General features: G+C 69.8%; 27 protein-coding genes, 2 tRNA genes and 1 other RNA gene. 14 read left to right on the plus strand and 16 right to left on the minus strand.

Annotated features, from left to right (window positions below; genetic code table 11):
• Window positions 1-61: 61 nt before the first annotated feature.
• From BLT23_RS34800 to BLT23_RS34810, 3 genes are all read right to left on the minus strand, one after another.
• The gene (locus tag BLT23_RS34800; protein WP_090058018.1) at window positions 62-2,071 is read right to left on the minus strand and encodes a DNA polymerase III subunit gamma and tau; all 2,010 of its coding nucleotides are present in this window, start codon (window positions 2,069-2,071) and stop codon (window positions 62-64) included.
• 30 nt (window positions 2,072-2,101) lie between these two features.
• Window positions 2,102-2,198: signal recognition particle sRNA small type (ffs, locus tag BLT23_RS34805), an RNA gene on the minus strand.
• 115 nt (window positions 2,199-2,313) lie between these two features.
• Window positions 2,314-2,853: a TetR/AcrR family transcriptional regulator gene (locus tag BLT23_RS34810; protein WP_090058021.1), complete on the minus strand. Its 540-nt coding sequence runs from the start codon at window positions 2,851-2,853 to the stop codon at window positions 2,314-2,316.
• 79 nt (window positions 2,854-2,932) lie between these two features.
• On the opposite strand from BLT23_RS34810, the gene BLT23_RS34815 reads away from it, so the two are divergent.
• On the plus strand, window positions 2,933-3,367 hold the full coding sequence (locus BLT23_RS34815) for a nuclear transport factor 2 family protein (protein WP_090058025.1): 435 nt from the start codon (window positions 2,933-2,935) through the stop codon (window positions 3,365-3,367).
• On the opposite strand, the gene BLT23_RS34820 is transcribed toward BLT23_RS34815, so the two are convergent.
• The 7 genes from BLT23_RS34820 to BLT23_RS34850 form a co-directional block, all read right to left on the minus strand.
• Window positions 3,368-4,543 (minus strand): RNA polymerase sigma factor, encoded by a 1,176-nt coding sequence (locus tag BLT23_RS34820; protein ID WP_090058029.1) that lies wholly within the window; start codon window positions 4,541-4,543, stop codon window positions 3,368-3,370.
• Between the two features lie 7 nt (window positions 4,544-4,550).
• Window positions 4,551-4,889 (minus strand): YciI family protein, encoded by a 339-nt coding sequence (locus BLT23_RS34825; protein ID WP_090058033.1) that lies wholly within the window; start codon window positions 4,887-4,889, stop codon window positions 4,551-4,553.
• 704 nt (window positions 4,890-5,593) lie between these two features.
• Window positions 5,594-6,409: a phosphotransferase family protein gene (locus tag BLT23_RS34835; protein ID WP_090058039.1), complete on the minus strand. Its 816-nt coding sequence runs from the start codon at window positions 6,407-6,409 to the stop codon at window positions 5,594-5,596.
• 96 nt (window positions 6,410-6,505) lie between these two features.
• A complete protein-coding gene (locus BLT23_RS42135) occupies window positions 6,506-6,637 on the minus strand; it encodes a hypothetical protein (protein WP_281248936.1) in 132 nt (43 codons plus the stop codon).
• On the minus strand, window positions 6,634-7,755 hold the full coding sequence (locus BLT23_RS34840; protein ID WP_090058043.1) for a radical SAM protein: 1,122 nt from the start codon (window positions 7,753-7,755) through the stop codon (window positions 6,634-6,636). Before BLT23_RS34840 ends, BLT23_RS42135 begins: the two co-directional genes overlap by 4 nt.
• Before the next feature lie 243 nt (window positions 7,756-7,998).
• Window positions 7,999-8,286, minus strand: coding sequence for a hypothetical protein (locus tag BLT23_RS34845; protein WP_090058046.1), 288 nt, complete (start codon window positions 8,284-8,286; stop codon window positions 7,999-8,001).
• A 37-nt stretch (window positions 8,287-8,323) separates the two neighbouring features.
• Window positions 8,324-8,635 carry a hypothetical protein gene (locus BLT23_RS34850; protein WP_090058049.1) on the minus strand — a complete coding sequence of 104 codons (312 nt, stop codon included), beginning with the start codon at window positions 8,633-8,635 and terminating at the stop codon, window positions 8,324-8,326.
• Between the two features lie 246 nt (window positions 8,636-8,881).
• Here BLT23_RS34850 and BLT23_RS34855 point away from each other — a divergent pair, with 246 nt between their 5' ends.
• From BLT23_RS34855 to BLT23_RS34870, 4 genes are read left to right on the plus strand one after another with little or no spacing between them, the layout of a single operon-like run.
• Complete coding sequence (locus tag BLT23_RS34855) at window positions 8,882-9,139, plus strand: hypothetical protein (RefSeq protein WP_342713722.1); 258 nt, start codon at window positions 8,882-8,884, stop codon at window positions 9,137-9,139.
• Window positions 9,139-9,663: a DUF6879 family protein gene (locus BLT23_RS34860; RefSeq protein ID WP_090058225.1), complete on the plus strand. Its 525-nt coding sequence runs from the start codon at window positions 9,139-9,141 to the stop codon at window positions 9,661-9,663. The genes BLT23_RS34855 and BLT23_RS34860 overlap by 1 nt, the downstream gene beginning before the upstream one ends.
• Window positions 9,664-9,680: 17 nt before the next feature.
• Window positions 9,681-10,559: a helix-turn-helix domain-containing protein gene (locus BLT23_RS34865; RefSeq protein ID WP_090058053.1), complete on the plus strand. Its 879-nt coding sequence runs from the start codon at window positions 9,681-9,683 to the stop codon at window positions 10,557-10,559.
• On the plus strand, window positions 10,560-10,757 hold the full coding sequence (locus BLT23_RS34870) for a DUF397 domain-containing protein (RefSeq protein ID WP_090058056.1): 198 nt from the start codon (window positions 10,560-10,562) through the stop codon (window positions 10,755-10,757).
• A gap of 305 nt (window positions 10,758-11,062) precedes the next feature.
• Here the strand turns inward: BLT23_RS34870 and BLT23_RS34880 are convergent, their stop codons facing one another.
• Window positions 11,063-11,674 (minus strand): tyrosine-type recombinase/integrase, encoded by a 612-nt coding sequence (locus BLT23_RS34880; protein ID WP_090058064.1) that lies wholly within the window; start codon window positions 11,672-11,674, stop codon window positions 11,063-11,065.
• A 117-nt stretch (window positions 11,675-11,791) separates the two neighbouring features.
• Between BLT23_RS34880 and BLT23_RS34885 the strand changes: the two genes are divergently transcribed.
• Window positions 11,792-11,876, plus strand: a tRNA-Ser gene (locus BLT23_RS34885).
• Window positions 11,877-11,933: 57 nt separating this feature from the next.
• Window positions 11,934-12,584, plus strand: coding sequence for a GOLPH3/VPS74 family protein (locus BLT23_RS34890; RefSeq protein ID WP_090058068.1), 651 nt, complete (start codon window positions 11,934-11,936; stop codon window positions 12,582-12,584).
• Between the two features lie 18 nt (window positions 12,585-12,602).
• Here the strand turns inward: BLT23_RS34890 and BLT23_RS34895 are convergent, their stop codons facing one another.
• Window positions 12,603-15,044, minus strand: a complete 2,442-nt coding sequence (locus BLT23_RS34895) for an endonuclease/exonuclease/phosphatase family protein (protein ID WP_245744505.1) — start codon at window positions 15,042-15,044, stop codon at window positions 12,603-12,605.
• Window positions 15,045-15,244: 200 nt separating this feature from the next.
• Between BLT23_RS34895 and BLT23_RS34900 the strand changes: the two genes are divergently transcribed.
• Both BLT23_RS34900 and BLT23_RS34905 read left to right on the plus strand, forming a co-directional pair.
• A complete protein-coding gene (locus BLT23_RS34900; RefSeq protein WP_090058074.1) occupies window positions 15,245-16,015 on the plus strand; it encodes a maleylpyruvate isomerase family mycothiol-dependent enzyme in 771 nt (256 codons plus the stop codon).
• On the plus strand, window positions 16,015-16,752 hold the full coding sequence (locus BLT23_RS34905) for a maleylpyruvate isomerase family mycothiol-dependent enzyme (RefSeq protein ID WP_090058077.1): 738 nt from the start codon (window positions 16,015-16,017) through the stop codon (window positions 16,750-16,752). The genes BLT23_RS34900 and BLT23_RS34905 overlap by 1 nt, the downstream gene beginning before the upstream one ends.
• A 399-nt stretch (window positions 16,753-17,151) precedes the next feature.
• Here BLT23_RS34905 and BLT23_RS34910 read toward each other — a convergent pair.
• The 3 genes from BLT23_RS34910 to BLT23_RS34920 all read right to left on the minus strand — a co-directional run bounded on the left by BLT23_RS34910 (window position 17,152) and on the right by BLT23_RS34920 (window position 18,206).
• Window positions 17,152-17,236 (minus strand) — tRNA-Ser (locus tag BLT23_RS34910).
• A gap of 32 nt (window positions 17,237-17,268) precedes the next feature.
• Window positions 17,269-17,700: a nucleoside deaminase gene (locus tag BLT23_RS34915; protein ID WP_090058229.1), complete on the minus strand. Its 432-nt coding sequence runs from the start codon at window positions 17,698-17,700 to the stop codon at window positions 17,269-17,271.
• A gap of 17 nt (window positions 17,701-17,717) precedes the next feature.
• Window positions 17,718-18,206: a tRNA adenosine deaminase-associated protein gene (locus BLT23_RS34920; protein WP_090058080.1), complete on the minus strand. Its 489-nt coding sequence runs from the start codon at window positions 18,204-18,206 to the stop codon at window positions 17,718-17,720.
• Between the two features lie 60 nt (window positions 18,207-18,266).
• Between BLT23_RS34920 and BLT23_RS34925 the strand changes: the two genes are divergently transcribed.
• The 5 genes from BLT23_RS34925 (at window position 18,267) to BLT23_RS34945 (ending at window position 24,980) form a co-directional block, all read left to right on the plus strand.
• The gene (locus BLT23_RS34925; RefSeq protein WP_090058083.1) at window positions 18,267-19,472 is read left to right on the plus strand and encodes a M20 metallopeptidase family protein; all 1,206 of its coding nucleotides are present in this window, start codon (window positions 18,267-18,269) and stop codon (window positions 19,470-19,472) included.
• A 67-nt stretch (window positions 19,473-19,539) separates the two neighbouring features.
• The gene (locus tag BLT23_RS34930) at window positions 19,540-20,478 is read left to right on the plus strand and encodes a prephenate dehydrogenase (RefSeq protein ID WP_090058232.1); all 939 of its coding nucleotides are present in this window, start codon (window positions 19,540-19,542) and stop codon (window positions 20,476-20,478) included.
• A 10-nt stretch (window positions 20,479-20,488) separates the two neighbouring features.
• The gene (locus BLT23_RS34935) at window positions 20,489-22,036 is read left to right on the plus strand and encodes a hypothetical protein (RefSeq protein WP_090058086.1); all 1,548 of its coding nucleotides are present in this window, start codon (window positions 20,489-20,491) and stop codon (window positions 22,034-22,036) included.
• Between the two features lie 19 nt (window positions 22,037-22,055).
• Window positions 22,056-23,777 carry a hypothetical protein gene (locus BLT23_RS34940; protein ID WP_090058090.1) on the plus strand — a complete coding sequence of 574 codons (1,722 nt, stop codon included), beginning with the start codon at window positions 22,056-22,058 and terminating at the stop codon, window positions 23,775-23,777.
• Between the two features lie 18 nt (window positions 23,778-23,795).
• On the plus strand, window positions 23,796-24,980 hold the full coding sequence (locus BLT23_RS34945; RefSeq protein WP_090058093.1) for a thiolase family protein: 1,185 nt from the start codon (window positions 23,796-23,798) through the stop codon (window positions 24,978-24,980).
• Window positions 24,981-25,008: 28 nt separating this feature from the next.
• On the opposite strand, the gene BLT23_RS34950 is transcribed toward BLT23_RS34945, so the two are convergent.
• The gene (locus BLT23_RS34950; RefSeq protein ID WP_090058096.1) at window positions 25,009-25,176 is read right to left on the minus strand and encodes a DUF397 domain-containing protein; all 168 of its coding nucleotides are present in this window, start codon (window positions 25,174-25,176) and stop codon (window positions 25,009-25,011) included.
• Window positions 25,177-25,180 lie beyond the last annotated feature (4 nt).

A 25,180-nucleotide genomic window follows, 5' to 3' on the forward strand; every position in this document is an offset into this window, starting at 1 on the left:
GGCACGCCCGGGCGAGCCTTCCGTCAGACCAGGCCCAGGGTCCCTCTGGGCGGGCCTTCCGTCACGCCTTCTTCAGCGGGCGGGCGCCCAGTTCGTCGGCCAGGAGTTTCAGCAGGACCGTTTCCGGGTCCTGGGCCGCTGCCTCCTGGACTGCGTTCGGGTCTGCCGGGCGGGCGGCTTCGGCGAGCATCGCCTCTTCGTCGTCCGGTTCCGGCGGCAGGGGGTCGTCCGGCTCGGGGGGTTCCGGGGGCGGAGGGATGTCGTCCGCCGGCGGGCGGGGGGCTGGGCGCTGCGGGGGTTCCTGCTGGCGCGGGGGTTGCTGCTGGGCCTGCTGGCTCGGGCGGGTCGGGGGCCGGCGGGGGGCCTTGGCCGGGGTTGCCACCGGTGCGGTGGCGCCGGGGGCGCCGTGGGTGCAGCGGACCTGCCAGGTGCCGCCCAGGACCGCGGACAGGGCGTGCGCGATGGCCTCGGTGTTGCGGGGTTCCGCCAGGCGGCGGGCCAGGGGGGCCGAGGTGTGGGTGACCGTGACCACGTTGCCGTCGACCTCGCTGACCATCGCGTTGGTCAGCATCGCCTCGGTGCTGCGGCTCTTCGCCCTGACCGCGGCCAGCAGCTCGGACCAGACCCTGCGGACCGCTGTCGCGTCCATCTCGCCGGTCGTCGTCGCCGGGGCCGGAGCGGCAGGGGCGGGAGCGGGAGTGGCGGCGGGCGCCGGGGCTGCCTGGACCGGGGGCGTCGCCTGGGGCGTGGGCTGGGCGGCCGGGGTCGGGGCCGCTGCCCGGGCAGGTTCCGGTTGCCTGGCGGGTTCGGCGGGTGTGGCGGCAGGCGCAGGTTGCTGGGACCTGCGGGTGAAGACCGGGGCGTTCGCCGGGGCTGCCGCCTGGGGGTCGCCGGGGGTTGCCGCGATGGCGGCCGGGGGGCGGCGTTCCAGCTGTTCCAGGCGTTGGAGCAGGGCCGCTTCCGACTGGCTCACCGACGGCAGGAGCATGCGGGAGACCAGGAGCTCGAGGAGCAGGCGGGGGGCGGTGGCTCCGCGCATGTCCACCAGGCCCGCGTGGACGATCTCGGCGTAGCGGGTGAGGGTGGCCGGGCCCAGTCGTTCCGCCTGGGAGACCATCGTGGCCAGCTCGTCCTCCGGGACGCTGACCAGGTTGCGGTCGGCCGCGTCGGGGACCGCGCAGAGCAGCACCAGGTCGCGGAGGCGGTCCAGGAGGTCGCTCGCGAAGCGGCGGGGGTCGTGGCCCGCGTCGACCAGGCGGTCGATGGTGCCGAAGACGGCCGCGCCGTCGCCTGCCGCCAGGCCGTCGACCACGTCGTTGATCAGGGCCGAGTCGGTGACGCCGAGCAGGGTGATGGCGCGTGCGTAGGTGACGCCCTCGGGGCCCGCGCCGGACAGCAGCTGGTCCATGACCGACTGCGTGTCGCGGGCCGAGCCGCCGCCCGCGCGGATGACCAGCGGGAACACCGCCGGTTCGACCGCTACGCCCTCGGCGGCGCAGTTGCGTTCGAGCAGGGTGCGCATCACGCCGGGCGGGATCAGGCGGAACGGGTAGTGGTGCGTGCGGGAGCGGATGGTCGGGAGGACCTTGTCCGGCTCGGTGGTGGCGAAGATGAAGATCAGGTGGTCCGGCGGCTCTTCGACGATCTTCAGCAGGGCGTTGAAGCCCTGCGTGGTGACCATGTGCGCCTCGTCGATGATGAAGACGCGGTACTTGGACTCCGCCGGGGCGTAGAACGCCTTGTCGCGCAGCTCGCGGGCGTCCTCGACGCCGCCGTGGGAGGCCGCGTCGAGCTCGACCACGTCGACGCTGCCCGTGCCGTTGGGGGCCAGACCGATGCAGCTGTTGCACTCGCCGCACGGGTCGGGCGTGGGGCCGTTCACGCAGTTCAGCGAGCGCGCCAGGATGCGGGCCGACGAGGTCTTGCCGCAGCCGCGCGGGCCGCTGAACAGGTACGCGTGGTTCACCCGGCCTGCCGACAAGGCGGTGCGCAGGGGATCCGTCACGTGCTCCTGGCCGACGACCTCGGAGAACGTGGCCGGTCGGTACTTGCGATACAGAGCGAGGGCCACGCCCGGAACAGTACCGGTGGGCACCGACACAAAAAGGGGACCCCGTGCACCCACCAGAGCCCGCTTATCCTTGCTGCCTTCCGGCCCTGGGGAGGTTCGCGAGATGTGTGCCGCACGAGGTCCGACGCAAGTGTAGCGAACGGCCTCAGTCGAACGCATGTTCGAGTTGCCCACAGCGTTGTCCCCACCTGTGGACAACTGGGCGGTCGGACGAGTTTCAGCAGTTCAGGTGAACTTTTCGACTACGCGAGGCCGTTCGGGGACAACCCGTCCAGCACCACGCCGACCGCTTTGTCCACCACGGGCCCGTCACCCGGAGCGTTGGCCAGTGCGGTGATGAGCAGGTAGACCTCGGCCACGGTGACGTCGGGCCGCACCTCCCCCGCCTCCTGCGCGCGGGACAGCACCGCCCCGACCGCCTCCCGCAGCTCGGCGACCGCCGCCTCCACGTCGCCGGTCGAGCCGGTCTCCTCGCGCAACGCGATCAGCGCGAGCTTCGCCGGGGCGCCGGAGACCAGTTCGCGGAACGTCGTGCGGAACGCCTCCCCGGCGTCGGCGGCCTGCGCCCGTGCCCGCGCGGTGGCGGTGAGCAGGCCGAAGTGCCGCACGATCGTGGCGTCCACCAGCAGCCGCTTGGCCGGGAAGTGCCGGAACACCGTGCCGATCCCGACCCCGGCCCTGCGCGCGACCTCCTCGGTCGACCCGGCCTGACCGAACTCCCGGAAGACCTCGTCCGCCGCGGCCAGGACCCGCTCCCGGTTCGCCTGCGCATCGCTCCGCATCCCGACATCCTGCCCCTTGCATTCCGGAGTCGTCACTCCGTATGTTTCCGGAGTGACGACTCCGGAAAGGGGACACTCCGTGCTCTCGACAGCTGAACGGACTTTCCACGCCCTGCTCGACGGCGTCTGCCGCCTGCACGCGGGCGATGACGGCCAGGTCGACCGGCTGGCCGCGCTCTACGCCGAGCCGACCGACGTGCGGCACCCGATGGCTCCGCTCGGCGACACGCCGCTGGTCAGCCGCGAGGACCTCCGGCAGCACTTCGCCGCTGCCGGCGCCGGCCGCCTCGCCGGCCTGCGGGCGGAGGACGTGCGCGTCCACGCGACAGGCGACCCCGAGGTGTTCGTCGGCGAGTTCACCTACCGCGGCGAACCGGACTGGTCCGTGTCGAACGTCATCGTCTTCCGGCTGCGCGACGGGCTGATCGCCGAGTCGCGGGACTACCTCGACCACCTCGGCCTCGCCCGCGCCACCGGCGGCGTCGACGCACTGGCCGAGCGCCTCCGGGCGTGATCACCGCAGGAGGGCCGCCAGCCTGAGGCGCAGGAGCTCTCGTTCGGACTCGGTCCCGGCGAGCTCGATCGCCTCCCGGTAGGCCGACACCGCCTCGTCGTCCCGGCCCAGGCGGTGCAGCAGGTCCGCACGAGCCGCCCTGAACGGGTGGTAGTCGCGGAGCTTCGGCTCACCGGCGAGCTCGTCGAGCAACGCGAGACCCGCGGCGGCGCCGTCGCGCATGGCGACCGCCGCGGCCCTGTTCAGCGCCACCACCGGTGACGGCGCGAGCTTGGTCAGGACGTCGTAGAGAGCCACGATCTGCGGCCAGTCCGTGTTCTCGAAGTCCGGCGCCTCGTCGTGCAACGCGTTGATGGCCGCCTGCACGCCGTACGGGCCGTATCCGCCCGTGAGCGCGCGTTCGACCAAGGCGGTGCCCTCGTCGACCATGTCGCGGTCCCAGAGCGTGCGGTCCTGGTCCTCCAGCAGGTCGTGCCGCGCGTCCCGGCGGGCGTGGACGAGCAGCATCAACGCCAGCAGCCCGGTCACCTCCCGTTCGGCGGGCAGCAGCCCGTGCAGGATCCTGGCCAGCCGGATCGCCTCGCCGGCCAGGTCGGCGCGCTGGGCCGCGTACCCCTCGGTGAAGATCGAGTAGACGGCCTGCAGCACGCCGGGCAGGCGTTCCGGGAGCTCGTGCGGGTCCGGCACGCGGAACGGGATGCGCGCCTGGCTGATCTTCTTCTTCGCACGCACGATCCGCTGCTGCATGGTCGTGACCGGCACCAGGTAGGCCCGCGCGACCTCGGGCGTCGTGAAGCCCGCCAGGAACCGCAGCGTCAGCGCGCCCCGGTCCTCCTCCGGCAGCGCCGGGTGCGCGCACGTGAAGAACAGCTCCAGCCGCTCGTCCGGCAGCCCGTCCGCGACCGGCGGGTCCGCCCGGTCGACCTCGACCTGCAACACCGCGAGCCGGGCCGCGTGCACCCGGTCGCGCCGCAGCCGGTCGACCGCCTTGCGGCGCGCGGTCGTGAGCAACCACGCGCCGGGCCGGTCGGGAACGCCGTCCACCGGCCAGTGCCGCAACGCCGCCTCGATCGCGTCGGAGGTGAGCTCCTCCGCCAGGTCGAGGTCACCGAAGCGCTTGACCAGGGTGGCGAGCAGCCTGCCGCGCTCCTCCCGGAACACCTGCTCGACGTTCACGGCGGACTCAGAAGTCGAACTCGGCGATCGGCCGCACGACCACCGCGCCACCGTCACGCGAACCGGGACACTTCGCGGCCCACTCCAGCGCCGCGTCGAGGTCCGGCACGTCGATCACGTCGTAGCCGCCGAGCACCTCGCGCGTCTCGGCGAACGGCCCATCGGTGACGGTGCGCTTGCCGTCCGGTCCCACCTGGACGGTCGTCGCCGTGACGAGGTCGGCGAGCGAGTGCCCGGAGACGAGCACGCCCGCGTCCCGCATCTCCTTCTCGTAGGCCATCCAGTCCTCGACGGTGCAGTTCACCTGCTGGTCGGCGGCGGCGTAGATCATCAGCATGTACTTCACGGGTTTGCCCTCCTCGATCGGGTGTTACGGGACCACGACGAGCGGGCAGGCGCCAGATCGACACGGGCCGCGAACCTTTTCCACCCGGTCCACAGCTCGCCGAACCGGGCGTGCGGTGCGTCATCTACAACCGGACCATCTGCCCCGGCTCCTACGCCGAGGCGAGCTGTCCGTCTGCCCACTGACGGGCTGCGTCCGCCATGCGCTGTTTCCACGGCTTCGGATCGCTGGTCGCGATGTCTGCCCACATGTCGACGTTGGCGCGAGCGAACACGCTGACCGCAGCGCGAGGCGCCGACACCCATGCGCCCGTGCGGCTCACGAGCTGCTCGGCCTGCACGGCGGTGTGCCCGGCAGCGATCAGCCGCAGCGCGAGACAGCACGGGTCGATCCATGAGGCGCCACCCGCCGGCCACGCCCGATCGACATCCGAGCCGTGCCGTGAGCCTCGGCGCACCGGCCTACCTCACCGACGCACTCGGCAACGCGACCAAACTCGTCGTCCTGCCGATCGCACTCGGCGTCGTGTACCCGCTGCTGCGGAAGTCCGAGGCGAGCCGGCCCGACTGGCTGCCCCGCATCCTGCTCGGCTCCGCACAGCCGCCGACCTACTTCGGCAAGCACGAGACCCATAACGACGAACGTCCCGCGCCCATCAGGGGGCGGGACGTTCGTCGTTATGTGGTTGTGGGTTCGTCGATTGTTCAGGAGGTGCCGACGGTGACCATGCGGGAGTCAGCCCATGCTCGTGCGGCCTCGGCCATCTGCCGGTGCCAGTCCGACGGCTTGTGACTGACGATCTCGTCCCACAGGCGGATGTTGGCGAGGGCGAACACGTCGACGGCCGTTGGTGGCGCGTCTCGCCATGCACGAGCCTGCTGCACCTCTGCCTCGGCTTCGGCCGGGGTGTGGCCGGATGCGATTAGCCAGATGATCAGACAGCAGGCGTCGATCCAGGCGGCGCCACGAGTGGGCCATGCCCAGTCGACCATGCGCACCGTTCCGTCGGGCGTGATGAGGACGTTCGCCGGGTTGAAGTCCGTGTGCAGCAGGCTGCCACCAGCGAGAATCTCCGGGTCTTGACCGTCGAGGTACGACCGCCATCGCAGATGGTTTTTGATCGGCAGGTCGGGGCAGCGCAACACGGCGAGAAGGTCGAGAGCCTCAGTCACCAACGGCAGGTCCGGTGATCCGGGGCTGTAGTCCGGGTGTCGCCCCTCGACGTGCTCGAAGCCGAGGACGTTCCACCCCGCAACGTCTTCGATGTGCCACAGCAGTGCGGGCGCGATAGGCCACACATGAGCGTTGATCAGGGCCTCGCGACCTTGGGTGATCACGCCGGGCTGGTCAGTGCGGAGACCCTTCACGAACACGGTTCCCGACTCGGTCCGCAGGACCGCCGCGAGAGCCGAGTTGAGTCCCTCGGACACCGTGCGAGCCTTGAGAACCGGACCTGTGCGAGCGATCACCGCGGCGTGCAGAGCCTCCGGAAGGCTTTCCCAATCAGTCCGCTGCGGCATGGATTTCCCTTGCGCTGCTCGGCTTTCGTTGCCGCCGAGGCTAGCGGAAACAGCGGGTGGTCAGACGCTCGCCGCGCCTGACCACCCGTTGACTCATCAGGAGTACGGCGCGTCGTCCGATGCCGAACACGAGCATCGGTTGAACGTGCCGAGCTGCTCGACGTCGTCGACCATCTGCACCGCGTCTGCGGCGATGGGCAGCGGCTCCAGCTCGACAAGAATCGTCATGACCTTCCCTCCTCTCCGTGCTGGCAGTAGCGGGACAAGGGGGCTTTCGCCTCTTGGTAAAGCTTGGCCAGCGGGCGGCATGTCGAGCAGGTGCCCGACAGAGCACAGCCGGAGCAACCGCCCGTACGCAGTTGCAGCGCGTCGGCGATCTCGCCGAGCCTGGTCAAGCCGTCGAGACCCTCGTCGAGCAACGACACGTGCTCGTCGCGCCCGATCTTGCAAATCGTGGCCTTGCCGTGCGGATCGGTGGCGAAATGCGTATGTCCTGCGCCGCACCCGGCGAACACGGTGCGCTTGCGCGGAAACTCCGTGGCCTGCGAGATCAGCGTTTCGCCGCCACCGTAGATCGTTGGCGAAATATTCGAATAGGTGGCGTAAGAGACACCGAGGTTTTCGGCGAACGCGCGCATTTCGTCCAGCTCGTGCGCATTGTGCCTAGTGATGACCAGGCTCAGGTTGAGCGGCAGTCCGGCCTCGCGAGCCGCAGCAATGCCACGACTGAATGCCTTGAACGACCCGCGACGGCGGGTGAGGCCGTCGTATGATTCCTCGGTGGCGCCGTACACGCTGACCGTGAGCCGATACGGGCGACGACCAGAGAAGAGGTCCAGCAACGGTTTGGAAGCAAGTCGCGAGCCGTTGGTCGCTACGGTGATCATCATCCCGTAGTCCCACGCTCGTGCGTACACCTGCGGGAACAGCCGGTCAACGGTTGCCTCGCCGCCGGTGATCTGAAGCCACAAAACACCAGCGTCATGCATTACCTCGAGCACTCGCTCGCGGTCGGGCCATTCGAGCCCCGAAAATTGCTTCAGACCGAGATAGCAGTGCTCACAGTCGTAATTACACCCGAGATTCACCTCATACGACGCACGGCCGAACCCGTGAAGCGACGGCTCGCGCACCTTTACCGCCTGCGCGAGCGGCTCACCCGCAATATCAACGTCCCAGCGCTGACGCGCGGCGTCGACAAGCCACTGCGGGCACAGCTCGTTCGGGGACTTCGACGCGGTGAGCAACTCGCCGAACTTGGCCGAACCGATCTTTACGGCCCGCTGGTCATCCGGTTTCAGCACTAGGTAGTCGGTCAGGAATGGGCTTGCGATCAGCGCGTGCATCAACCTCTCCCGTGGTGGGCGCTCGGCGTCCCGTGCACCTCAGCCACCGTCGGCAGCGAGGCAGACGGGACAAGCGTGTTCAGGGTCAACCGGCCTCTTCGGCGAGTAGATCGGCACGAACGGTTCGCGGTCGCACAAGGGGATAACTTCCCCACCAGCGATCGACCGCGCCCGGTGCGCGTCGCCATCGCGCATCGACGCGTTGCGCCAGCGGTCGTCAGATTTGAGCGTGGCGGCCATGTTCTAGGCCGCAACCAGTTCGGGCAGCGTCCACACTGACGCGGCTGGGTCCCTCAGACGGACAGGCGACCTAGGGAACGGCCTTTCGGGTGAGATCGGGCGAGTTGTCTCGACCAACGCCTCTACCTCGGCCTTGATCCGTTCCTCAAGCTCGCCGACGGACATCGTTCCTTCCCCGGCTCCGGCGTGCTGCCCGTACGTCTTCGTGATGAACCACGAGACCACCAGGGCAGCAACCGACAGCACTCCGAGCACGAAAACGGCCGTGAAGATGAGAGCGGTACCGAACACGTCGAAATCTCCTTGTGTCCCATAGGGCTCGTCGCGGCTACTGCCGCAGGTGGTCACCCGGCGGGGACCACTGGAAGCGCTGTTCGAACGCGACGGCGAGAGGTTCGAACGGCATCGAACGAACAGGGCCACGCGCCATCGGCATCAGGGGGCTTTCCCACATCCGCTGAGGAGGCAGCCGAGTCGCAACCGCGTAGTCCTCGTGGAAGACGGCGACAACGTCGAGGTGCTGCCGATCCGAGCCCCAGCGCCAAAACTGCAACGCGTGGTCCACGCCGTCCCGATCGAGAAGGGGCAAGACGCCGAATCCGGCGCGCAGAAGGCGCTCGACATCTGGATGCGTGCTCACCGCGGTTCCCCTTCGAGTGGCGTGCGTCATTGCCGGCGCAGCTGCTGCGCCGGTGGAAGCGGAACTGGCGACCGCGTCCGTGTTCCCGTCGCCAGTTCCGCCCGATCACCATCTCGAACACCAAGCACGAACGCAAGCAATCCGAGCAATCTTGCGCATACTTGCCCCACTCGGCTTACGCGATGGCTACACAGAGCAGCATCCGAAGCCACAGGTCGCCCGGTATGGCGTTGACCCGGATGGCAATTGCGCAACAGGATGCTTGCCGGTGCGCAATCTCTGGAGGAGATCCTGAAACTGGAGTTCCTCGGCACGACCAGCAACAGCGGCTCGTGTCCGACCCTGTTCCTCACCGATCGCGGGACCTACGTAGTGCAGGGATACCGCGTCACGGACCCCGAGGCGATCGCAACCGCTGAAGCTCGTGAAGGCGGATTGCCCGACACCGAGACGCTCATCGAGATCCCGGTCGAGCTGCTGAAGTTCGCACCGCAGGGTGTGTGATGCCGGAACTGATCAGCGGCGCAGCGTTCGGCGCCCTCTTCCGCGAGTTCGAGAGTTCGGCTTGGCGATGGGAAGCGCAAGGCACCTACAACCAGCCCGACGAGGTCGAGCCGTGGCAACGATGGCGAGATGGTGTTCCTGTACTCGACGACCTCGAATGGCTGCGTTCATGGCTTGACGACATCCGGGCCGCTACCGAGGTTGGCAAGGTCTTCCAACGGGTCCGGATGCTGACCGAGCCGTTGACGGAGTACCTGCGGTGGCAGATGGAAGTGACACCGGCGAACGTGGACGCCGGGGAGGAGATCCGCCTGCTCACGCAGGCTGCGGCATCGAGGCTGGCTCTACCGGAGCATGACTTCTGGATCTTCGATCGTGTCCGGGTTGCAGTACTCCACTACGGTCCTGGAGGACTCATAGGTGCAGAGATCGTGACCGAACCCGCTACGGTGGCGCGGTACGAGCAATGGCGCAAGATTGCTTGGGCCGAGGCAGTCTCGTATGAGGATTTCGTCAAGACCTAGCCACCAACGAGGAGCCCGTGAGCACGCCAGAGGAGCGCCGCGCCGAGTTCGCCGACGAACTTCGGCGGGTCCGGCAAGACGTCGCCAAGTTGAACGGCAAGGACTTCGCCGCTCGGTGTGGTTGGCATGCTTCGAAGGTCTCGAAGATCGAAAACAAGCGTCAAGATCCCGACGACTCCGATGTCCTCGTATGGATGACCACGGCGGGGGCATCGGAGTCCGAGACCGAGCGCATGCGCGCATGGCTGCGCGGGATCAACATCGACGCGGCCTCGTGGAAACATCAGCTCCGCAAGGGACACAGCGACCGCCAGACCTACAGCAAGCAGGTTGAGGCGACCGCCAAACGCATCCGCGTGTTCGAGCTGATCATCGTGCCAGGGCTTGTGCAGATCGCCGACTACGCGCGGTGGGTCTTCGACGCCGCTGCGAGGTTCCAGCGAGTCCCGATCGACACGGAAGAGGCGCTGAGCATCCGCATGCAGCGGCAGCACGCCCTCTACGACAACGCAAAAGAGATCGAGCTGCTCATCTGTGAGTCGGCGCTGCTCTACTACGTGTGTCCTCCAGAGGAGATGGTTGCGCAGATCGACAGACTGCTCGCCTTGCTCGGACTCCGCGTCAAGTTCGGCATCATTCCGTTGGGCACCCGGCTTCCGGTCGTTCCGCCCAACGGCTTCTGGATAGTCGGCGAACGCGTGTTGATCGAGACCGTCGACACGGAGATCAACACCGAAACACCCTCCGACATCGAGACCTACAACCGTCTGATGGACGAGTTGTGGACTGTGGCGGTGATGGGTAACGACGCTCGCAAGATCCTCGTTCGTTGCTCCGAGGCCGTTTCAGCCGCCGCCACGGCTGACAAAGTTCCGCCTCAGGAGGTAATCAGCTAGATGGAACAGGTGCGCTTCAAGAAGTCGAGCTACAGCGGCGGAAGTCCCGAGGCATGCGTCGAAGTCGGGTTGGCGAGCGAGGGTGTTCACGTGCGCGACTCCAAGAACACGGCGAACGCGGTAACGCTGACGTTCGGGCCTGCCGCGTGGGCCGCCTTCATGTCCTCCCCGAGTGTCGCGGTCCCAACATCCGCCTGACGGGCCGCGCCGAGCTTGCGGGGGTCGACCCACATCGGGTCGCCCCCCTTCGTCTCGGTTGGGCCTGCTGACCTCCGCTACGTGGCGACTCGGTCGGACCTCAGTCCCCGCGCTCGCGCGCTACGCAGCGCCAAGCCTCGGAAGTAAGCACGTCGGGCCAGCAGCGCCCGCCGTTCTCTCTGCTCAGGTGCAAGGTTCCGATGCGGATCGACTTGATCCTCGAAACGCTGTAGAGCTGCGCGTCGAGCTGGTTCCGTTCGCAATGCGAGATCTTTTGTGTTCGCCCATGACGCCAGCGATAGCCATCAATCCGGCTTCACTACCGCCTGCATCCTGCCAACGGTGTAAAAAGTCATGCGGACGCGGTAAGCGTGCAGAGAGTCGGCGAGACCTGCTCGCTCACCAAGTCGGTTGAGCATCATTTTAATACCGTTGATCGACAGCGGTTTGCCGGTCCGGCGCGACAGCCAAAGGGCAGGGCCGAAGTCGGCGAGCGCCATATTGCGGAGTGCCTGAAGATCGGTACCCCTGCACGCCAGTAGAACCGCCGCGTGGTCCTCATCGCTCAATAAAGGAGTGAGCTTGTCCGGCACCTTCGGCGCCTCGGTCTCGTCGAACGGATTGCCGCCGGTGATCTGCTTCCGCTTCTTAAGCCACGTGATGTACACGCGCAGGTTGCGGTAATGGTGCGCCGCGTTCGCGGGCGAAGACTTGTCGACGATGTCGACGTGGAACGACTCGACGTCGTCCGGTTCGATGTCGTAGCCCTCGGTCTCAAGCCACTTCCGCCACCCCCGGGCGGTGTAGAGGTACCCCCTCAGCGTGTTGTCTGAGAGCCCCTGCGCCTTGAGTGACTTGCGCCACCTCTCGGCCTGCATGTCCCACACAGCGGCGCTCGTGCACGTCGTCGTCCCCATGTCTCAACCTCAGTAACCGTGTTGTCACCGAGCGCCGCGCAAGCCACGGGTCCAGCCGCCCCCTCGTCCGACCCCCCGTTTTGGGCCGTCGAACCCCCGTCCGGTAAGGTTCTCCACGGAGGATTCGCATAGCGGCCTAGTGCGCACGACTGGAAATCGTGTTGGGTTCACCCCCTCACGGGTTCAAATCCCGTATCCTCCGCTCGCTGACAGGGCGCCGGACGTTCAACGTCCGGCGCCCTTCGCGCGTTACGGTGACATGATGCTGCCAGAAGACCTGATGCTGCTGTTCGTCAACGGCCAGACCGGCAAGCTGCGCGTCGACTCGATCTCGGCGGACAACTCGCTCGCCGGCGCCCTGCTCATCGAGCTGGTCGAGTCGGGGCGCGTCGCGTTCGAGCCGGGCGGCAAGAAGCTCCAGGTGGTCGACCCTACGCCGCTGAGGAACCCGTTGCTGCAGGAGGCGCTCGGCCGGTTCGACAAGCCGATGAAGCCGCAGCGGGCCGTCGAGCGGCTGCGCAAGAAGGTGCGCGACACCGTGGCCGCGGAGCTGGAGAGCCGGGGTGCGGTGCGCGTCGAGCACCGCAAGGTGCTCGGGATCTTCCCCGCCAGGAGCTACGTCGTCACCGACGAGGCCAGGGCGGACGAGGTGCGGAGGGTCGTCGGCGACGTCGCGCGCGGCTATCGCGGGGCGGACGCGCGCACCGGGTCGCTGATCACGTTGCTGCACGCGGTGAAGTCCGTGCACAAGGTCGTCGAGGGCGACAAGCGCGACCTGAACCGGCGGGCCAAGGACATCGCGGCCGGCAACTGGGCCGGTGACGCCGTGCGCAAGGCCGTCGAGGCGATCCAGGCGGGCGTGGTCGCCGCGGCGACCGCTTCCGCCGCTGCCGCGTCATCCGGCGGATGACGCGGCAGCGGGAGCGGACTACTTCTTCAGGCAGTCGACGAGGTCCTCGAGCGCGAACACGATCTTGTCGACGTTCGCGTCACCCGTGGACGGGCGGGCGCGGACGATCTGCGGGTCGTGGTCGCTCGCCTGGTCGGCGAACTCGGCGTTGACGTGGACGACGTCGTAGCTGAAGCGCGTGATGTTCTTGCTCATCACGATGTGGTCGAGCGTCTGCGAGTTGCCCTCGAAGACGTAGCTGTACCGCTCGTTCACGGGCAGCGACTCGATCAGCGCCTTGAGGTTGCCGTCACCGGTCAGCGTCTTCAGCGCGGGTGAGAACTGGTAGTCGTTCAGGTCGCCCGCGATCACCACGTTGGCGCCCTTGTCGATCGCGCGCACCTGGTCGGCGAACGTCTTCAGCGCCGCGGCCTGCTTGGCGCGCTGCACCTCCGACGAGCGGTTCGGCGGCTGGAAGCGGCCGTGGACCGCGTCGTCGCCGCCCTTGGAGTTGAAGTGGTTCGCGACGACGAAGACCGTGCGGCCGCGGAACTTGAACTCACCGGCGAGCGGCTTGCGGCTGCTGGCCCACGCGTCGTTCAGCGGGTCGATCCGGCCCGGTGACACGGAAAGCGCGGCGCGGCCGTTCTTCTTCACGACCTGGACGGGCGTCTTGAAGTCACCGCCGGGACGGTCCACGAAGGACACCCGCTTGGGGTTGAAGAAGAAGCCGACGCGGATGTTGCCGCCGGGCTCGCCGCCGTCCTTGAGGTTCTCCGGGTCGATCTGCCGCCACTCGTAGCGCGGGCCGCCCTTGGCGACGATCGCGTCCGCGAACTTGCGCAGCGTCTGGTCCGCCGCGACGACACCGTCGTTGGTCGCGCCGTTGTTGTCCTGGATCTCCTCCAGCACCAGCACGTCCGGGCTGCGCAGGTTCGTCGTCACGCCGTCCGCGAGCCGGTCGAACTTGGCCTGGTCGTCCGACGGGTCGAGGTTCTCGACGTTGTAGGTCGCGACCGAGAGCTCCGACTCCTTCTGCTGCGCCGTGACCTCGCGCTGCAGGTTGGACGACATGTGCGCGCCGAGCGTGAGCGCCGCCAGCGTGTAGCCGCCGTAGTTCGTGTACTCCAGGGCGCCGACGGTCGCGCCGGCGAACACGTCGCCGACGTTCGCGGCGGGCAGCGTCCCGGCGGTCTTGATCTTCAACCGGCCGCTGTTGGAGCTGTCGTAGCCGGTGTAGGTGGTGCCGCCGCGCTGGTTGCGGTTCTGGTCGGGGTTGACCGTCACCCAGACCTCGCCGAAGGTGTTGCTCGGGCCGACCACGCGGGCGTCGTCGACCTGGACGAGCGTGCCCTCCAGCGACTCGAAGTAGTCGAGGGCGTACTTCGCGGGCTCCAGCGGGAGCTGCTCGATGCTGCCGCCCGGCGTGGGAACGTAGGCCGCGGGGACGTTCTTCAGGACGACCGGCGCAGGGACCGGGTTGCCCTGCGACAGCACGACCGTGGTCGGCGAGGTGATCTCGGTGAGGGTCTGGTTGGAGCCCGTCTCACCGCCCGGCCGGTACTCGGCGATCGTGCCGCTGACCAGCACGCTGTCGCCGACGGACACGGTCGGCGCGCTGCCGGCCGTGTAGACGAAGACGCCCTCGCTGGTGCGCGGGTCGTCGTCGGCGCCGGTGACGTCCTGGATCCAGAAGCCGCGGTCACCGGAGGCGCGGGTGCCGGTGACGACACCGGGGACGTTGGTGACCTTCTGGCCGAGCAGCGGAGAGATGCGCGTCGTGCCCTGGATGTCGTGGATGCGCTTCTCACCGGGCGTGGGGTCCGGGTCGGGATCGGGGTCCGGGTCGCCGCCGCCCGGCGTCTCGCCCTTCGAGTTGACCGGGCTGGGGTTGCCGACGGAGAAGTCGGCCGAGTTGTCGTCGGTGTCGGGCAGGCCCGCCTTGCGCGACGCCGAGGTGGTGTTGCTGAGCGCACCCGTCGCGGCGGTCTCCCGGACGGCGGCCGAGCCGAAGCCGACGAGGTCCTTGATCCGCGGGTCGGCGGCGCAGTCGGCGGCCGTCTTGCAGGTGAGCGCGGTGGTGCCGCTGACCAGCGCGATGGTGCCGCCGGTCGCGCTCATGGCGATCGAGCCGGTGGCGTCGGGCGTGGGCAGCTCGACGGTGCCGCCGCTGCCCTTCGACTCGGCGACGAGGAACGTCCCACCGGGCGCGATGGAGCCGGAGAGCGGGGTGACACCCCACAACGTGTTCGCACCGGGGCTCGCCGAGATGTACTGGACGCTGAAGCCGTCGAGCGAGAACGGGGCGGTGCCCTTGTTGGCCAGCTCGACGAAGTCCTGCGTGAGGGTGGCGCCGGAGTTGCCGCCGCCTCCGTAGACCTCGGAGATCAGCGCGTCGGTGCTGGGTGCGGCGGCGGCGGGCGCGGCGGCGAGCACGAGTGCCGCCACCGCTGTCCCGACGACGGGCAGGGTGGGTCTCAAAACTTCCTCCAGGGGATGCGGCGGACCGACGCATCCTTCCTCGATCAGGTGAGCTTTGGTAGCCGTTGTTACTAACGGTTAACCGGTTGGCCCAACAATGATCACTCGAACAAGTGTTCGATCATGGTGTATGCTGGATTTCGGAACGCCGGCCGGTGAACCCCTCCCAGGCACCGGCCGGTGTCCCTACGTTGGAAACCATGGGGATTCCTGACTACGAGCGCCGCCGCGCCGAGATCGTCCACCAGACCGAGCTGCTCGTCTCCGTCCTGGAAGGCGCTGACCTGGGCGTTCAGGTCCCGTCCATCCCGAACTGGACCCTCAACCAGCTGCTGCGCCACCTCGGCCACACCCAGCGCTGGGTCGCCATGATGCTCCGCGAGAGGGTGCCGGAGGTCGACTTCTCCCGCAACCGGGCGCACGACCTCGACACGTACGTGGACGAGAAACCGGCCGACCTGGTCCCGTGGCTGCGCGAAGGCGCCACCGCCCTGTCCGACGTGCTCGGCGAGCTGGACCCGGACGAGATGATCGCCCCGTTCGGCGGCCTCCCGGGCCCGCACATGTGGTCGCGCCGGGCGACGCACGAGGTCGTCGTGCACCGCTGGGACGCGTACGACACCCTCGGCGTCTCGTACGCGCTGGCCCCGGAGATCGCCCAGGACACGCTGCGCGAGTGGACCGACATAGCCGTGCCCCACGCGTTCCGCCGCCGCCCGTCCGAGACCGCCGCACTGGCCGGCACCGGCACCGTGCACCTGCACGCCACCGACGCCGAAGCGGAGTTCGTGATCGACTTCACCGGCGCGACTCCGGTGGTCCGGGAGGGGCACGAGAAGGCTTCGGTGGCCGTCCGCGGCCCCGTCGTCGACCTGATGCTGGCCGTCTACCGGCGAGGACCGGCCGACGGGCTCGAGGTGTTCGGGGACCGCGACCTGCTCGACCTGATGCTGGACAAGGTGAGGTTCTGATGGACTACCCGGCCTGTGTCGTGTCGCAGACCGCGCTGCTGGTGCCCGCGCTGGACCGCGCGGACCTGAGCGTGCAGGTACCCGCGACACCGGACTGGACGCTGAACCAGCTGCTGAGGCACCTCGGCCACGCCCACCGCTGGGTCGCGGAGATGATCGAACGACGGGTGCCGAAGACCGACAGATCGTTCAGCAAGGCCCACTCCGTCTCCGGCTATGCGAACGAGACAGCCGCCGAGCTCGGCCCGTGGCTCCTGGAGGGCGCGACCCTGCTCTCCGACGCGCTGTCGAGCGTCGACCCCGACGCCCCGATCGCGCTCATGCTCGGCCTACCCGGCCCGCGGTTCTGGAGCCGCCGCATGGCACACGAAACGGTGGTCCACCGCTACGACGCGCTGGACGCCCTCGGCCTGCCGTTCTCGGTCTCCGACGAGATCGCCCGCGACACGGTCGCCGAGTGGATGGAGACGCTGCTGCCGTTCATCTTCACGATCCGGCCGGAGACCGCCGAACTGCGCGGGGCGGGAGCGTTGTACTTCGAGACGCCGGTTTGTTCTTGGACCGTCGACCTCTCCGGACCTGTCGCGTCCGAGGGCGAGCGGGAGTGGGACGTGGCGGTGCGCGGGTCCGTCACCGACCTGGTGCTGGCGTTGTACCAGCGGCGTGGGGTGGAAGGGCTGGAGGTGACCGGGGACGTCGGGCTGGCGGAGAAGTTCCTGGCCTCGGTGAGGTTCTGACCAGTCGCATGACGCACGTCACAACAGCCTCGTCGTGCGTCCTCAATAGGAGCCAAACGCTATTCTCGTGGTGCGCGACCCCGTCCGACGAAAGAGCCCCTGGGCTCGGCTTTTGCCTAGTTGGGCGGGGGTTCGTGCATTTCGGGGCCCGGTCAGGGTGACGTAGACGCGGAAGTCGATCAGCTCCAGCGCCTGACGCAGCTTCCCCGTTCCGGTTCCTCGATCAGCAGGGTGCCGACAGCGAAGTTGCTCTGTACCTGTCCGAGGTGCCGGGCACTGCCGCGTGAGTCCTGCGCTGCCCGACGGCTGCGGTCTCACCAGCCAACGCACGTGAGACGGCAACTGGGCCGAAACGTCGGAGCCCCGGTTGCCATGTCTGGCAACCGGGGCTCTGAGCAGCGGTGGCGGTGGGATTTGAACCCACGGAGGCTTGCACCTCACACGCTTTCGAGGCGTGCTCCTTCGGCCGCTCGGACACGCCACCGGTAAGAACAATACACAGTCCGATCCACCGGGTTAACGCTGGGTCCGGAAGAAGCGTTCGAGCAGGTCAGAGCACTCGTCCTCCAGAACGCCGCCGCGGACCTCCGGCCGGTGGTTGAGCCGGCGGTCGCGTACGACGTCCCACAGCGACCCCACGGCGCCTGTTTTGGGCTCCCAGGCGCCGAAGACGAGACGAGAAACACGGGCGAGGACCAGGGCGCCGGCGCACATGGTGCACGGTTCGAGTGTGACGGCGAGGGTGCAGCCGTCGAGGCGCCAGCCGTCGCCGTAGTGGCTGGCGGCTTCGCGCAGGGCCAGGACCTCGGCGTGGGCGGTGGGGTCGCCGAGGGCTTCGCGGGCGTTGCAGGCTTCGGCCAGGACGGAGCCGTCCGGGGCGTAGACGACGGCGCCGATCGGGACGTCCGCGCCGGAACGGGCGGCTGCTTTCAGCGCCGTTCTGACCATGTCCTCCGCTGACGGGGTCACGCCTGGATGGTGTCGAGCAGCTGGGTGAACTCGTCGATGAAGCCGATGCGCTGGGCGATCATCTGGAGCTGCTCGTCCGGGTAGAGGTCGACCTGGTCGACGATGATCTGCAGTTCGTGGGAGGGCATGCCGAGGTCGGACAGGACGCCCAGGTCACCTTCCGGCCAGATCTCGTTGTCCTCGTCGTCCGGGGGGTCCACGCGCAGCAGGTCCAGGACGTCGGCGGCGATGTCGTAGTCGAGGGCGGCTGCCGCGTCGGAGAGCAGCAGGGCCACGCCGCCGGGGACGGGGCGCAGGACGATGAAGAACTCGTCGTCGACGGCGAGGAGCCCGAACACGGCACCGGTCGACCTCAGTTGGCGCAGCTGTGTGATCGCCGCGTCCAGCTCCGACAGCGCGGAGCTGTCCATCTTGCTGCACCGCCAGCGGCCGTCCTCCCGGACGACCGCGACCGCGAAGCCGTTGACCGGCTCCTGCTGTGTCATGTGCACACCGTAGGGCTCCGGCGACCTTCCCGGTAGCCGAGGTGGTGCCACTATCGAGAGATGAGCACATCAACGCCGGACCCCCGTCTCGTCGGACTGCTCGAAGGGGCGCGTGCGCTGCAGCCCCGCACGGTGGCGCTGCGCAGGCAGATCCACCGCCAGCCTGAACAAGGACTTCAGAACCCGAAGACGCAGGCGGCGATCCTGCACGCGTTGGAGGGGCTGCCGCTGAAGATCACCAAGGGTGAGTCGACGACCTCGGTCGTGGCGGTGCTCGAGGGTGACCGGCCGGGGCCGACGGTGCTGCTGCGCGGCGACATGGACGGGCTGCCGTTGCAGGAGGACACGGGGTTGCCGTTCGCGTCCGAAGTGGACGGGAACATGCACGCCTGCGGGCACGACACGCACGTGGCGATGCTGGCCTCGTCGGCGCGGCTGCTCACGGACCGGCGCGACGCGTTGCGCGGGCGGGTGCTGTTCATGTTCCAGCCGGGTGAGGAGGGGCATCACGGCGCGCGGTACATGATCGAGGAGGGCCTGCTCGACGACGGTGTGGAGAAGGCGTTCGCGCTGCACATCACCTCGACGCTGCGGTCGGGCGTGGTGACGTGCCGTCCCGGGCCGATGATGGCGTCCGCGGACACCTTCCACGTGCACGTGAAGGGCCGTGGCGGGCACGGCGCGATGCCGCACAACGCGCTCGACCCGGTGCCGGCGGCCGCGGCGATGGTCGGGGCGATCCAGACGATGCTCGGGCGACGGGTCAGCGTGCACGAACCGGCCGTGGTGACGGTCGCGCAGATCAACGCGGGCACGACGACCAACATCATTCCGGAGGTGGCGACGCTCGACGGGACGATCCGGACGTTGTCGGAGGCGACGCGCGCGCTCGTGCACAAGGAGCTGAAGCTGGCCGTGAAGCACACGGCGGCGGCGTACGGGTGTCACGCCGAGGTCAGCATCGTGCCGGGTTACCCGGTGACGGTGAACGACGACGTCGTGGGGCAGCACGTCGTCGACCTGGCCGCGAGGGCGATGGGTCCGTCGTGGAGCGAGCCGATGCAGGACCCGCTGATGGGCGCGGAGGACTTCTCCTACGTGCTGCAACGGGTGCCGGGCGCGATGGCGTTCCTCGGGGCGTGCCCGCGCGGCACCGATGTGGAGAACGCGGCGCCGAACCACTCGAACAGGGTGCTGTTCGACGAGGCCGCGATGGAGCACGGGGTGGCGACGTACGCGGCGTTCGCGCTGGACGCGCTCCGGTAGCCGCCGGTCCGCCCCTGAGCAGGACGGGGTTTCGTCCGAGCACCACTCGCACGGAATGATGGTGCCCGTGCGAGACGTGTGCGTGATCGGACTGGGACTGATCGGCGGCTCGGTGCTGCGGGCCGCGAAGGCCGCCGGCCGCACGGTGTGGGGTGCGACGGCCGGCAAGGAGGACGCGGACAAGGCTCGCGCCGAGGGCTTCGACGTCGTGCCGGTCGAGGAGGCCCTCGGCCGCGACCCCGAGGCGCTCGTCGTCCTCGCGGTGCCGTTGCCCGCGCTTCCCGACCTGCTGCGCAAGGTCCCCGCCGGTACCCGCCTCACGGACGTGACCAGCGTGAAGGGGCCCGTCCACGACGCCGTCCACCGGTACGCGAAGGACGCCAGGTTCGTCGGCGGCCACCCGATGGCGGGCACCAGCCGCAGCGGCTGGGACGCGGGCAGCGCCACGCTGTTCCAGGACGCCGCCTGGGTCGTGACGCCGGAGGAGGCCGACGACCACCTCAACGACGTCATGCGGCTCGCGCTCGACCTCGGCGCCCACGTCGTGCCGACGACGCCGGAGGAGCACGACGAGGCGGTGGCGCGGATCAGCCATCTGCCGCACGTGCTGGCGGCGGTGCTGGCCGCGGTCGGGGCGGGTGGCGGGCCGCTCGCCCTGGCGCTCGCGGCGGGCAGCTTCGGAGACGGCACGCGGGTCGCGGGCAGCCGGCCGGAGCTGGTGCGCGCGATGTGCGAGGGCAACCGGGGCGCGCTGCTGACGGCCGTCGACGACGCGCTCGGACGACTCGGCGCGGCCCGCGGGTCGCTCGCGTCGACAGGAGGGCTCGCGAAGACCGTCGAGGCTGGTCACGAGGGCCGAAACATGCTGGTCAACCAGCCGAAACGGACTCCTGTCACGATCGACCTGACCAAGCCGGGCGCACTGGCGGCACTGCGCAACCTCGGCTCCCGCGGCGGGCGCGTCGTGGGGCTGGACGGCACCACAGCGGCCGCGGAAACGTCGTAGGGTCGGGCCCGTGGATCGACGGACGCTCGCCGGAGGGCTGGGTGGCCTCGTCCTGGTCGTCGGCGCCGTCGTGGCACTGCGGGCGGGTGACGCCCCGGACACGCTGAAGCGCGAGATCGCCGACGGCGTCGAGGTCGTCGCGTCGCAGGAGCCGGTGAAGCCCGCCAACGCGCGGACGCGTGCGCTGGACGCCGACGCGTTGCAGGTCGCGTGGAACGGTTCCGCGTCCGCCTACGAGGTCCGCTGGAACGGCAACACCCAGCTCGTGCCGGGTCCCGAGGTCGAGCTGGCCGGGCTGAACCCCGGCCAGGTGACCGACGTCGAGGTCAGGGCGGTCAACGCCACGGGCAAGCGGTCGGAGCCGCTCAGGATCGCCGCGACGCCGGGGGAGCTCTACGACGACAGCTGGGACGACCAGCTCGTCGGGCAGACCGACAGGTTCGACGGGCCGGAGTCGCTCGACCCGCGCAGGTGGCGGGTGGAGGCCGAGCCGGAGTGCCTGGGGCTGCGGCCGTTCGGGTCCGGCAAGCGTGTGGACGTCGACTGCTCGATGGCGGCGTTCCAGTCGAACACGCCGATCAGGTTCGGCGTCCCCGCGAGCGACGGCGCGGTCGGCCGGGCGATCATCGGCGTCGCCGGTGCGGTCGAGTCGAGCCACGTGCGGCTGACGCTGCTGCCCGACCCGTGGCAGTACCTGGCGGAGACCGACGTCCCGCCGCGCGACGCGGTGAGCCTCGACATCACGACCCAGGGCACGCGGATCGTCGCCGACCCCGGCCTGCCCCGCACGGACAGGCAGGTCGACCTCGGCGACGCGCCGATCACCGGTCTGGTCGCGGGCGTGCGGCACCGGTGGGAGATGCGGGTGCTGCCGGACGCGGTGCTGGCGCTGCGCGACGGCGTCGTGGTCGCCTACGAACCGGTCGCGATCACCGCTCCGCTCGTGCACCCGCGGGTCCGCGTCGACGGTGGCGGGTTCCTGGACACGTTCGGCGTCGGCGGCGTGCCGGAACGCGTCGTGCCCACCGAGGTCGTCCCCCTCACGCGGGACGTCGAGGTGCCCTCCGACGCGATCACGGCCAAGGTCGTGGCACGCGAGCAGGGCGGCGGGGTGCGGGTGACCGACGCGACCGGCGTCGCGAAGGTCGCGGCGGCACCGGACGCCCAGCTCGTGCTGGTCCGCAGACCGGAGAGCCGCCCGAAGGCGCTGCCCCGGCTCGCGGACCGCCCCGGCGGCATCAAGACCGGTGCTCCCCGGCTGCACGTCATGCACGAGAACGGCGCCAAGCCCCCGCAGCGGCTGGCGGGCTCCGGCCGCGTCCTCGTCACCGCCGAGGTCAACGCCATCGGCCACCGCGGCATCGAGCTGGAGCTGGACGGCAGGCGGATCGTCGCGCTGCCCACGAACGAGCAGGGCGCGGGCGTGCCCGGCAGGCACGAGTTCTGGCTCGACGCGGCCGATCTGCCCAGCGGCTCGGTCGCTCGGCTCAAGCTGAGCGTCCTTCCGGCAGACGATGGCGAACCCGTTACCACGGAAACCGTGTTCGAGCTGGGGTGAACGCCCTAGCGTGACTGCTGTGAAGCGGGTCGCCTTCGCCGTAGTGGGCCTCGCGCTGGTGGTCGGCGTGCTCGTGCTGCGCGACCCCGGTGCGGGTTCCGACCTGCCCACGGCTCCCCCGCCGCCGACGAAGCTCAAGCCGTACGTCGCCGACCAGGTGCTGGTGCCGAGCCCGCAGGGCCGTCCGGCCACACCGGCCGGGGTCGTCGCGCGCGGCGGGCACCACCGGATCACGCTGACCTGGAACGGCGACGCCCCCGCCTACGAGGTGCGCTGGGGCGACAGGACCAAGCTCGTGACCAGGCCGGGCGCCCAGCTCAACGGCCTGGAGAACGACCGCGAGCAGCAGGTGGAGATCCGCGCGGTCGACGCGTTCGGCCAGTACTCCCAGCCAGCCCTGACCAGCGCGACTCCCCGCGCCGACCGCGAGCGGTTCACGTTCGCCGACCGCTTCGACGGCTCCGACGAGCCGGACCCCCGGCTTTGGAGGCTCTCCAAGCGCACCGACTGCGCCCGCGCGACCTCGGGTGACGCCGACGACCACGACCGGCTCGTGATCAGCAGCAGCTGCGGCACGCGGGCCGCGACGCTGCGGTCGCGCACGCCGTTCGTCCGCTCCGACGGCGAGAGCCGGTTCGTCGTCGAGACCGACGCCCCCGGCACCGGCGGCGAGCTGCTGCTGGACCTGGTGCCGGGCCCGGTGAGCGTCCAGGGCGAGCCGGTGCCGCCGAACACCGTCCGCGCGACCGTCTCGACCGACGTCGCGGGCAACTCGGTCGTGGAACTCGTCCCGGACGGCACGCCGGTCAAGCCCGTCCCCGCCGCGCTGCCGGGCGTGACGGTGCGCTGGGAGATCGTGCTGACGCCGGAGGGCGTGCGGGTCGAACGGGACGGCGAGGTCGTCGCCACCTCCCCGTTCGTGCCGCAGTGGCGCGAGGCGACGGCACTGGTCGGCGTCGCCGCGCTGGCGGGCGACCGGGTCCGCGCGGGCGTCGACCTCATCGGCTTCCAGACCGCGAAGGCCGACGCACCGCCTGCCGCGATCACGCCGCAGGTCCGCGTCGACGGCCCCGCCTCGCCGAGTCCGGAACGCCTCCCCGGTGTCACGGCGGGTCAGCTCCGCCTCGCCGTCATCCCGGCCCAGGAGAGCCCGCTGCTCACGACCGTGCTGGTCAACGGGGTGCAGCTACCGCTGCGCCCCGCCGTCGAGGGCATGCCGTGGAAGCCCGGCGCCGAGTACCCGGCCGTCGCGGACCTGCCGGAGGCCGCGTTCACGAGCACTCTCGACGTCGCGCTGCCCACGACCGAACGCATCCAGGTCACGCACACCGACGTCGAGCTGACCGGTGCCGCCGTGGTGGTGGAGCGCGAGCCCGGCACTCCCCTGGTCGACGCGAAGCCGGCGCTCGCCGACCCGGTCGCCGAGGTCCTCGACGCGAGCGGCCAGCCGGTGGAGAACGGCGCAGCCTTCCCGCGCGGCCGGGTGGTGCTGGAGGTGCGGCTGAACGCCCTGGACGCGGCCGTGGCGGGCCTCGCGGGGTTCGAGCTGAGGATCGACGGCACGCACGTCGCGACCGTCCCGACCACGGCCGACGGACCCGCGGGCGCGGGCAGGTGGCGGATCGCGCTGAACACCTCGACGATGACGGCCGGTGCGCACGCGATCGAGGTGAAGGCGTTCAGCACCGACCAGGAGGTCCATCCCGAAACGGGCTACGTTCCTTTTTTGCTCAAGGCGTGAGTGCCCCAAGATGGGGGCATGGCCCGCGCACTGATCATCGACGCAGCCCGCACGCCGTTCGGCCGCTACCGCGGAGGACTGTCCGGCATCAGAGTGGACGACCTCGCCGCCCTGCCGATCGTCGACCTGCTGCGCCGCTACCCCGGCCTCGACCTCGCGCGGATCGACGACGTGCTGCTGGGCGACGCGAACGGCGCCGGTGAGGACAACCGCAACGTGGCGAGGATGGCCGCGCTGCTCGCGGGCCTGCCGGTGTCGGTGCCGGGCGTGACGCTGAACCGCCTGTGCGCCTCCGGCGGCGAGTCGATCATCCAGGGCGCACGGGCGCTGGTCGCGGGCGACGCGGACCTCGTCGTGGCCGGTGGCGTGGAGGGCATGTCACGGGCGCCGTTCGTGACGCCACGACCGGACAGGGCGTTCCCCGACCGCGTGGAGACCGTGTCGACGGCCCTGGGCTGGCGGCTGGTGAACCCGCGCATGCCCAAGCACTACACGGTGCCGCTGGGACTGGCCGCCGAGACGGTCGCCCACGAGCTGGGCATCACCCGCGACCAGATGGACACCTTCGCGCTCCGCTCCCACCGACGCGCCGCCGCGGCGTGGGACGCGGGCGTGCACGAGGGCTTCGCGTTCCCCGTCCAACTGCCGGACGGCACCACGATCCGCCGCGACGAGAACGTCCGCGCCGACACCAGCGTCGAGAAGCTCGCCAAGCTCAAGCCGGCCTTCTCCGAGACGGGCTCGGTGACGGCGGGCAACGCCTCACCCCTCAACGACGGCGCACTGGCCGCGTTGCTCGGCACGGAGGCGATGGCCGAGGAGCTGGGCGTGACGCCGCTCGGCGAGGTGCTCGGCAGCGCGACGACCGGCGAGGAGCCGCACCGGTTCACGGTCGCGCCGGTCTCGGCCATCCGCAAGCTGCTCAAGCGCCTGCACCTCGACGCCGAGCAGGTCGACCTGTGGGAGATCAACGAGGCGTACGCCGCGATGGCGCTGTCCGTGCTGCACCACCTGCCGGAGATCGCCCCGGAGAAGGTCAACGTCCACGGCGGCGCCATAGCCTACGGCCACCCGCTGGGGGCCTCGATGCCGCGCGTGATCATCGACGTGTGCCGCCACCTGCGGGCGCGGGGCGGCGGCGTCGGGATCGCCGCCGCGTGCGTCGGCGTCGGCCAGGGCGTCGCGGTGGCCGTGCGGGTTTGAGGGCTACGGCCTCGGGAGCGAAGAACCGCTAGGTGGTCTGGCGGGACTTCACGGACGTCAGGAATGCCGACCACGCCCTGCCCGACACGGGCAGGTGCGTGGCCGGCGCCTTGCTGTCGCGGATACCGACCCTCCGCCCCACCTCGACGCAGTCACTCGACGTGCCGCTGCGGCTGCTCTTTCGCCAGGTCGTCATGCGA

The sequence above is a fragment of the Lentzea fradiae genome, assembly GCF_900100955.1.
GTDB classification, from domain to species: domain Bacteria; phylum Actinomycetota; class Actinomycetes; order Mycobacteriales; family Pseudonocardiaceae; genus Lentzea; species Lentzea fradiae.

What these genes read in the sequence shown, in the direction of transcription:
- BLT23_RS34810 (WP_090058021.1), bottom strand. Translation starts at nt 2,853, where the DNA reads ATGCGGAGCGATGCGCAGGCGAACCGGGAGCGGGTCCTGGCCGCGGCG.
- BLT23_RS34835 (WP_090058039.1), bottom strand. Translation starts at nt 6,409, where the DNA reads ATGCCGCAGCGGACTGATTGGGAAAGCCTTCCGGAGGCTCTGCACGCC.
- BLT23_RS42135 (WP_281248936.1), bottom strand. Translation starts at nt 6,637, where the DNA reads ATGACGATTCTTGTCGAGCTGGAGCCGCTGCCCATCGCCGCAGACGCG.
- BLT23_RS34840 (WP_090058043.1), bottom strand. Translation starts at nt 7,755, where the DNA reads ATGCACGCGCTGATCGCAAGCCCATTCCTGACCGACTACCTAGTGCTG.
- BLT23_RS34860 (WP_090058225.1), top strand. Translation starts at nt 9,139, where the DNA reads ATGCCGGAACTGATCAGCGGCGCAGCGTTCGGCGCCCTCTTCCGCGAG.
- BLT23_RS34870 (WP_090058056.1), top strand. Translation starts at nt 10,560, where the DNA reads ATGGAACAGGTGCGCTTCAAGAAGTCGAGCTACAGCGGCGGAAGTCCC.
- BLT23_RS34880 (WP_090058064.1), bottom strand. Translation starts at nt 11,674, where the DNA reads ATGGGGACGACGACGTGCACGAGCGCCGCTGTGTGGGACATGCAGGCC.
- BLT23_RS34890 (WP_090058068.1), top strand. Translation starts at nt 11,934, where the DNA reads ATGATGCTGCCAGAAGACCTGATGCTGCTGTTCGTCAACGGCCAGACC.
- BLT23_RS34900 (WP_090058074.1), top strand. Translation starts at nt 15,245, where the DNA reads ATGGGGATTCCTGACTACGAGCGCCGCCGCGCCGAGATCGTCCACCAG.
- BLT23_RS34905 (WP_090058077.1), top strand. Translation starts at nt 16,015, where the DNA reads ATGGACTACCCGGCCTGTGTCGTGTCGCAGACCGCGCTGCTGGTGCCC.
- BLT23_RS34915 (WP_090058229.1), bottom strand. Translation starts at nt 17,700, where the DNA reads ATGGTCAGAACGGCGCTGAAAGCAGCCGCCCGTTCCGGCGCGGACGTC.
- BLT23_RS34920 (WP_090058080.1), bottom strand. Translation starts at nt 18,206, where the DNA reads ATGACACAGCAGGAGCCGGTCAACGGCTTCGCGGTCGCGGTCGTCCGG.
- BLT23_RS34925 (WP_090058083.1), top strand. Translation starts at nt 18,267, where the DNA reads ATGAGCACATCAACGCCGGACCCCCGTCTCGTCGGACTGCTCGAAGGG.
- BLT23_RS34945 (WP_090058093.1), top strand. Translation starts at nt 23,796, where the DNA reads ATGGCCCGCGCACTGATCATCGACGCAGCCCGCACGCCGTTCGGCCGC.
- BLT23_RS34950 (WP_090058096.1), bottom strand. Translation starts at nt 25,176, where the DNA reads ATGACGACCTGGCGAAAGAGCAGCCGCAGCGGCACGTCGAGTGACTGC.